This window comes from Acinetobacter sp. UBA801 (genome assembly GCA_002296655.1).
Lineage (GTDB): Bacteria > Pseudomonadota > Gammaproteobacteria > Pseudomonadales > Moraxellaceae > Acinetobacter.
Genome location: DBIN01000032.1, coordinates 1 through 5,107 on the forward strand (window position 1 = coordinate 1; position 5,107 = coordinate 5,107).

Annotated in this window: 6 protein-coding genes; 1 reads left to right on the forward strand and 5 read right to left on the reverse strand. The window is 40.7% G+C overall.

Annotated elements, in window-relative coordinates; genetic code table 11:
* From B2W49_RS06670 to B2W49_RS06680, 3 genes are all read right to left on the reverse strand, one after another.
* Nucleotides 1-690: hypothetical protein (locus B2W49_RS06670; RefSeq protein WP_291336523.1), on the reverse strand; the 690-nt coding region annotated here is incomplete at its 3' end.
* A 434-nt stretch (nucleotides 691-1,124) separates the two neighbouring features.
* Complete coding sequence (locus tag B2W49_RS06675; RefSeq protein ID WP_291336525.1) at nucleotides 1,125-1,547, reverse strand: hypothetical protein; 423 nt, start codon at nucleotides 1,545-1,547, stop codon at nucleotides 1,125-1,127.
* A complete protein-coding gene (locus tag B2W49_RS06680; protein WP_291336527.1) occupies nucleotides 1,540-1,797 on the reverse strand; it encodes a succinate dehydrogenase assembly factor 2 in 258 nt (85 codons plus the stop codon). The genes B2W49_RS06675 and B2W49_RS06680 overlap by 8 nt, the downstream gene beginning before the upstream one ends.
* A 186-nt stretch (nucleotides 1,798-1,983) precedes the next feature.
* On the opposite strand from B2W49_RS06680, the gene B2W49_RS06685 reads away from it, so the two are divergent.
* Nucleotides 1,984-3,156 (forward strand): acyl-CoA dehydrogenase family protein, encoded by a 1,173-nt coding sequence (locus B2W49_RS06685; RefSeq protein WP_291336529.1) that lies wholly within the window; start codon nucleotides 1,984-1,986, stop codon nucleotides 3,154-3,156.
* A 99-nt stretch (nucleotides 3,157-3,255) separates the two neighbouring features.
* Here the strand turns inward: B2W49_RS06685 and B2W49_RS06690 are convergent, their stop codons facing one another.
* Nucleotides 3,256-4,722 (reverse strand): flavin-containing monooxygenase, encoded by a 1,467-nt coding sequence (locus tag B2W49_RS06690; protein ID WP_291336531.1) that lies wholly within the window; start codon nucleotides 4,720-4,722, stop codon nucleotides 3,256-3,258.
* Between the two features lie 138 nt (nucleotides 4,723-4,860).
* Nucleotides 4,861-5,107: transposase domain-containing protein (locus B2W49_RS06695; protein ID WP_291334089.1), on the reverse strand; the 247-nt coding region annotated here is incomplete at its 5' end.

Below are 5,107 nucleotides of genomic sequence, written 5' to 3' on the forward strand. Positions count from 1 at the left end.
TCCCGCACCTGGAAGCAAAGTCCATATTACGGCACGTGTGGCCTCTGGTACACCCCAGAATTTTTCATTATTTAAACAGGTCATGCCACGTTCAACAATCGCGGCAATGTCTTTAGGCACATGCACTGCCCCTCCTGAATTAATATCATTGGTCATAGCTTGCAAGCCACTCAACATTCCCAACATGTACACCGTTTGATCAATATCACTGTTCATTTTTGGACAACCTTCGCCCAAAGGTTTTCGGTATTTCTTTTCCCAACGATGCTGAAATAATTGATAGCCTGTGTATTGACGCTGTGCAGCCAAAGCCGCCCAACGCTTTTGTTGAATACGCGCATCTTGCGCTTCACCCACTTGCCCTGCTTTTGCTGCACGTAAATAACGCAATTCCGCATCTAACGCTTTTTCTTCGGCACAAATGCCTGCCGCCGAGTACATCAGTACCGCAACACGGGTTGGGTCTGCGCCCATATCTTTAGTCGCCATAATGGCAGGAGTTAAGGAATTACCAGAATTACACACCATTTCAGCATCTTCCATCGCTAAAATTGGCGGTACAATATGTTTTTCAGTAAATCCAAGTGCGACATTGGCACCTGTTTTGATCACTTGTGAACAACCTGATAATAATAAACTTGTGATTGCAAATATGGCCACACCCTGGCCTATTTTTTGGACTTGCGACATTTTCCTGTCCTCTATAATTGTGTTTATGTCCATTGCAACAAACATAGCAGAAGCAATATCTGAATAAAAGCGTCTACTTGCTGCTTCAGATGGATAACTTTGCCATGTTTTAAATTGACTGAAATCTGTCATCCGACAAAATTTAGACAAAAAAAAGTAGCATTGCGACGGTTCAGCACATGCTACTTATTAACTGGTGCCCATTTCAGGCTTATCTTAAAAAATCTTTCGATCAAATTTAAATCTGTACATTTCAGGAATCTGATTTGTAATGATCTAAACCGTTCAGGAATTAATATAACTGAAAATAGGGATAGGTGTAATCTTTTATGCCAACATAAAATGACTAGTCAGGACACGAAAAATAGATGATAATTTTATCCTTATGATAATTATTGTTTTTTAATTAATAAAAATATACAGCTGTCTGCAAATTAGAGCATTTTCGCCAATACTTTTAGCGCCTTCCACTGCGTCTTAGAAACTTGATCACACCAAATCACCACAGGTTTAAAGGCTTGCTGAAATTCCAAGACGATATAAATTTGATGATCTATCACTTGACGTAGTTCCACACGCTGAATTTCTGTTTGACGAGCTGTACTTTTGAGATGTTGTGATGGGACACGGGGCACGAGATAGGAAATTGACCATTCACGGTCATCTAATTGATCTAAGCCAAGAATTCTACGAGCACGGACAAACTTAAAATAGGTCCAAGCCACAATAATAATACATATAATACTTAACCATAGGCTTAATACTTGCAGTAAAAGCCAGACGATGAGTAGAGCGATCATCAGCTGAAACACTATTGCGATGACACTAGGTTTCAGCTGAAACTGCTGCTTAGCCATGCACATAATGCTTTAGTTTACGGATAAAATCTTTCAACTCAGGACGTGGTGGCTCAGACACTTCCATAAACCAATCCAACAAATCTGGGTCTTCCTGCGCAACTAAATCCGCAAACATTTGTTTTTCTTCCACACTGGCAGTCAAATAGTGATTTTTCACATACGGGTCAAAATAGACATCAATTTCCTTTAAACCACGACGGGCTCGGTAAATTACTTTGCGTTCTTCTAAGCTAATGTCATCACTCATGCTGTTCCCCCATTCAAAATTAAACTCAGGATAGTTTAACCGACCCCCTTTAAAGTTTCGATGACTTTTATGCAGCAATGACCAAAAGCATCATATTGCATCTGCAATTGAAACTTTTGCCCCTTGTTCACCCCTATAAATTCTTCTAAGGTGAATCCACAATAACAACATCAAGAAGATGAAACCATGCAATCTGCCGCTATTCGCCCCATTGCTAATATGTTACCGCGCACCTTATTCAATGCTGAACACGAAGGTTTTCGTGATTTGGTACGAAAATTCTATTTGCAAGAAGTCATCCCTCATACTGAAAAATTTGAAGCGCAGCAGCATGTAGACCGTGAGTTATGGCGTAAAGCAGGCGCTTTGGGCTTGCTGTGTAGCACCATGCCTGAAGAATATGCAGGTTCAGGTGTAGACCGCTTATACAGCATGATTTTGATTGAAGAACAAGCCTATGCAGGTGACAGTGCCACAGGTTTTTCACTGCATTCAGATATTGTCGCCAATTACATTAATAACTTTGGAACGACTGAACAAAAACAACACTGGTTGCCCCGTATGGCAACAGGCGAAGTCATCACAGCGATTGCCATGACTGAACCTAGTACAGGTTCAGACTTACAAGCTGTACGCACCTCTGCGGTATTGGATGGTGATGAATACGTGATTAATGGTTCTAAAATTTTTATTACCAATGGCTATTTGTGCGATATGGCAATTGTGGTGTGTAAAACCGCGAACACCGACAAAGGTTCAGCTAATCTGTCTTTAATACTCGTAGAAGCAGACCGTAGGGGATTTACCAAAGGCAAACCACTGAATAAAATTGGGATGAAAGGTCAGGACACTTGTGAATTATTTTTTGATAATGTCCGCGTGCCTCGCAGTAATTTATTGGGCACAGAAGGCATGGGCTTTATCATGTTGATGAAAGAACTGGCTTGGGAACGTTTGATTGTCGCAATTATTTGCCAAGCAGGTGCGGAAGCTGCTTTTGCGCATACACTGCAATATACTCAGCAACGACAAGCCTTTGGCAAAAGTATCCAAAACTTTCAAAATACGCGCTTTAAACTGGCAGAATTACGTGCCGAAATTGATTTTTGTCGTGCTTTTTTAGATCAATGTATGCAGTTACAACTTCAAGATCAACTCAGTGTCGAAGCTGCTGCAGCTGCCAAATATAAAATTTCAGAGATGTATTCTAAAGTAGTGGATGAATGTCTACAACTGCATGGTGGCTATGGTTATATGCTTGAGTATCCAATTGCACGTGCTTACTTAGACAATAGGGCCAATCGTATTTATGCAGGCACCAATGAAATTATGAAAGAACTAATTTCACGTTCTTTATAAAATTCCCACCTCAACATGAAAATGGTACAAGAGCTTTAAAATCCCTTGCACCAAATAACTTCTGCACCCGACAATTTAAGACACTAATTTAGGTTTACGCTACGGTGCAGGCACAGTCTGTTTGAACTTTAAAATACCATCTTCAAAACTTGCATGTTTTAATGTTTTGCGATCTTCTAAGTAATTGTTTGTCACTCTCCATGGCGCATGTTTGCCTTGCTTCGGCATCACATCAACAGCACGTGCGATATAACCCGAACTCAAACTGCCCATCACCGTATCTTCCAATAACTCAGTTTCATCAGCTTGAGGAATTACCTCGTCATAACCTTGCCGATCCATATAATTGAGCAAACGACAAATATAATCCGCAGCCACATCCACCTTAAGTGTCCAAGATGCATTAATATAGCCAATAATCATTGCCATATTCGGCACATCACTCATCATCACACCTTGATACAGCATGTGCTTCGATGTGTCCAAAGGCTCACCATCAATCGTGGCTTGAATACCGCCTAGAATTTGAATATTCAAACCCGTGGCAGTCACAATAATATCGGCATCCAAATGCTTACCTGATTTTAATTGCACACCTGTTTCAGTAAATCTATCGATTTGATCAGTTTCAATCGAAGCATGCCCTTCGCGCAAAATCTTAAATAAATCACCATCAGGCACGACACATAAACGCTGATCCCACGGATTATATTTTGGTGTGAAATGCTTCATATCCACCTTGCCTTTGAGCTGAAATTGGATAGATTTCAGCAACAAAGTACGAAGTAATTTTGGTTTCTTTTGTGCTAAAGCATAAATGGCGCGTTGCATACCAATATTACGTGCACGAGTCAGCTTGTAGGCGACCTCCTCAGGCAGATAATTACGCATTTTTGAGTAAATAAAATCGACCGAAGGCACCGAAGCTATATAAGTCGGTGAGCGTTGTAGCATAGTGACATGCCCTGCTCCACCTTTCACCATCGCTGGAACCAAGGTAATCGCGGTCGCACCACTGCCAATGATGACCACTTTTTTGCCTTTATAGTTTAAATTTTCAGGCCAATGCTGAGGGTGAATAAATGAACCTTTAAATGCCTGTTGATTCGGGAAATCTGGCTGAAAACCTTGATCGTAATTGTAATAGCCTGTGCAGCCTAAAACAAAATGAGCCACCCAAGTTTCAATCTGTTGTTCTGCATTTTGTATGCGTAGTGACCACTTACGTGTTTGAGAATCATAATTAGCAGATAGCACACGATGCTGAAAACGAATTTTTGAATGTAAGTTTTTTTCTTGAATGACTTCGGCTAAATAGCCTTTAATAGATACACCATCGGCAAGTACATTGGTTTTTTTCCAAGGCTTAAAATTATAACCAAAGGTCGACATATCCGAATCTGAACGAATACCAGGATATTGAAATAAATCCCAAGTACCACCAAAGCTTTGACGACGCTCTATAATTTCAATAGAACGCTGCGGGCAATTTTGACTCAAATGTGCAGCCAAACCAATGCCAGAAATTCCTGCCCCAATAATTAATATATCAACCTGTTTATCCATGTTTTATTGTCCAGCTTGAATGATGTTTTTTATTAAAGCACAGATTTGACAATACACAATGTCAAGTTCAACAAAAGTCGCTTAAATTTATATCAATTCGGGTCAATTGTAAGCGTCCGCTGAATCCCATACCAATTTTTAATTCAATTTAGGTTTCCAGCAGTGTGGCAGTAACTCTTCAATCTGGGTCACTTTATGTGTCGGTAACCTTTTCAGCACATCACTTAAATAGGCATACGGATCCAGCCCATTCAGCTTTGCTGACTGGATTAACGTCATGATGTTTGCCGCTCGCTGACCACTGCGCAGCGAACCTGCAAACAGCCAGTTCTTGCGCCCCAACGCCCAGGGACGCATCTGATTCTCGACCCAATTATTGCAAATA

What these genes read in the sequence shown, in the direction of transcription:
- B2W49_RS06675 (WP_291336525.1), bottom strand. Translation starts at nt 1,547, where the DNA reads ATGGCTAAGCAGCAGTTTCAGCTGAAACCTAGTGTCATCGCAATAGTG.
- B2W49_RS06680 (WP_291336527.1), bottom strand. Translation starts at nt 1,797, where the DNA reads ATGAGTGATGACATTAGCTTAGAAGAACGCAAAGTAATTTACCGAGCC.
- B2W49_RS06685 (WP_291336529.1), top strand. Translation starts at nt 1,984, where the DNA reads ATGCAATCTGCCGCTATTCGCCCCATTGCTAATATGTTACCGCGCACC.
- B2W49_RS06690 (WP_291336531.1), bottom strand. Translation starts at nt 4,722, where the DNA reads ATGGATAAACAGGTTGATATATTAATTATTGGGGCAGGAATTTCTGGC.